1 protein-coding gene is annotated in these 1,615 nt (G+C 74.1%); it reads right to left on the bottom strand.

Annotated elements, in window-relative coordinates; translation table 11 throughout:
* Positions 1 to 1,570, bottom strand: a 1,570-nt coding sequence (locus tag IEY93_RS37355; protein WP_189167875.1) for a SpnB-like Rossmann fold domain-containing protein, incomplete at its 3' end; no start/stop codon positions are given.
* Positions 1,571 to 1,615: the final 45 nt, after the last annotated feature.

The following is a 1,615-nucleotide window of genomic DNA, read 5'->3' as shown; positions in this document are numbered from 1 at the left end:
GCGCGATCGGCGCGAGACCGTCCGGGACGGCCGTACGGGACAGCCGGGCCGTCCACACCCGCCCGGCACGCACCACCACCTGCGCCTCACCCGACGCCAGCGCCCACCCGATCAGCTCGTCGCGACCCTGGTCTCCCGGGATATCCCACTCCGGCCCCGGTTCCGTACGCAGGTCCGACCCGGCACCACCCGCCGAGGGAGCGGCACCGACCGGCTCCGCGACACTCGGGTTCGACGTCCGCTCACCCAGCTCTGCCGGCCCTGCGGGCATCGCCACCTGGGGCTCCTCCGCCGCCAGAGTGTGACCCACCACCTCGGCCGGCATCCGCCCGGCGGGAGTCACCCGAGCGGCGTCGTCCGCCAGGTCCAGCAGCACGAACCTGCCCGGCTGCTCCGCCTGCGCACTACGCACCAGACCCCACACCGCCGACTGCGCGACATCACTCACCACATCCCCCGGAGCCGCCACCACCGCACCCCGGGTCACCACCACCAGACGCGAACCCGCGAACCGATCCTCCGCCGACCAGCCCTGCAGCAGGTCGAGTACCGCCGCGGTCGTCTCGTGGACGGCGACATCGGGGGCCGGCGACGAGCTCGGGCAGACGGCGAGGACGGCCTCGGGCACGCCGGTGGAAGCGTCGAGCGCCGCCAGCGTGGCGAGATCGGGGAAGTTCGGCGCGCCGGTACCCAGATCGTCCCCGCCCAGCACGGCCCATCGGGACGGCCGCGTCGCGGCGCCGGCGGGCAGGGCGGTCCATTCGAGCCGGTGCAGAGCGCCGCCGGCGGTGGTCGCGGTCAGGTCACCGACGTTCAGCGGACGCAGGGTCAGCGCATCGATCTCGGCGATCGGCGCCCCGTCGGCGCCGGCGATGACCAGCGTGATCGCCGAGCCGCCGTTCGCCGCGCCCTCACCCGCCGCTCCGACGGCCCTGCGCCCGACCTTGACCCGCAGGCTTCGCGCCCCGGTCGCGTACAACGACACTCCCGACCAGGAGAACGGCAGATACGCCCGCCCCGCCTCAGCCTCCGGGAGCAGATCGCCCAGCGCACCGGCATGCAACGCCGCATCCAGCAACGCCGGGTGCACACCGAACCGGGCCGCCTCGCCGTGCGCCTCCTCGGGCAGCTCGACCTCGGCGAACACCTGCCCGTCCCGGCCCCACGCCCGCACCAGGCCCTGGAACAGCGGCCCGTACTCCAGACCGATCCCTGCCAGATCGTCGTACAAGGCATCGACGTCGATCGGCTCCGCGCCCACCGGCGGCCACTGCGCCGGCTCGGCGAACCCGGCAGCCGAGCCGGAACCATCAACGCTCCTATTGCCGCCCTGCGGGCCGGCGGCCTCGTTGTTCCGCACCGCACGGTCCATGCCGATCGGCAGACCCGAACCGTCATCGGTGCCGGTCACCGCGAGCACACCCTCGGCGTGCCTGGTCCACGCGGCATCCGTACCGTCCTGCACCCGGGAGTGCACGGAGATCGAACGGGCGCCGGACTCGTCGGCCGCGCCCGCGACCAACTGCACCCGCACCGCCCCCCCGGACGGGACCACCAACGGCGCCTGCAACGTCAACTCCTGCAGACGCGCACACCCCAGCTCATCACCCGCCCG

This window comes from Sphaerisporangium melleum (assembly GCF_014646695.1).
GTDB classification, from domain to species: Bacteria; Actinomycetota; Actinomycetes; order Streptosporangiales; family Streptosporangiaceae; genus Sphaerisporangium; species Sphaerisporangium melleum.
The sequence above is the reverse complement of the archived record's forward strand: the minus strand, read 5'-3'. Positions and strand labels throughout refer to the sequence as shown.